This window comes from Geobacillus sp. ZGt-1, assembly GCF_001026865.1.
Lineage (GTDB): Bacteria > Bacillota > Bacilli > Bacillales > Anoxybacillaceae > Geobacillus > Geobacillus thermoleovorans.
In genome coordinates this window covers 996-1530 of record NZ_LDPD01000025.1, presented here as the reverse complement: position 1 = coordinate 1530, position 535 = coordinate 996, and the positions used below count along the sequence as shown (strand labels likewise).

Sequence of the window (535 nt, the reverse complement as noted above, 5' to 3'; positions counted from 1 at the left end):
CGATTTTTACGGAATCTCTCTCGCTTGCATCACGCGGCGGCGAGAAGGTGGGGGATCATCGGCCCTGTAGGGAACGCAAGAACAGAACGGGCGGTTTGGTGGATGCAGACCTTGGAGGGACGGGGGGTGGGCTCGATCATCCAAGACCTGTGGACAAACGAGAGGTGGCATCCGTTTGCGGATCAAATTACTTCCTGATTTTCTACTTAACACCAAAAATGGAGATGGTTGATGTTCCCACAAACCCTTCCTCTCGACGAATCTCGAGCCGTTTCGTAAGATAGGGGGTAGAGGGGACCGGGACGGTCCAACATCACAGGGAGACAGGGAGGAGATCCAGATGGATGAATCGATGAGACACGACATCGCGCTGTTTCGGTANGGGCTGATCGCTCCGTTGGTGAATGGCCAGGTGGAGCCCAAAGCGTATTTGAATGAGGTGGGCGGGCGAGTGCACTCGANTCCCCATCAAGGGGACAAACCCATTGCGGCGAAGACGATTCTGGATTGGTGCGCCCGATACAAAAAAGGGGGC

1 pseudogene is annotated in these 535 nt (G+C 55.3%); it reads left to right on the top strand.

Annotated elements, in window-relative coordinates:
* A pseudogene (locus VU18_RS20405) lies at window positions 1–198 on the top strand (DUF6431 domain-containing protein); the annotation flags it as partial.
* Between the last annotated feature and the right edge of the window lie 337 nt (window positions 199–535).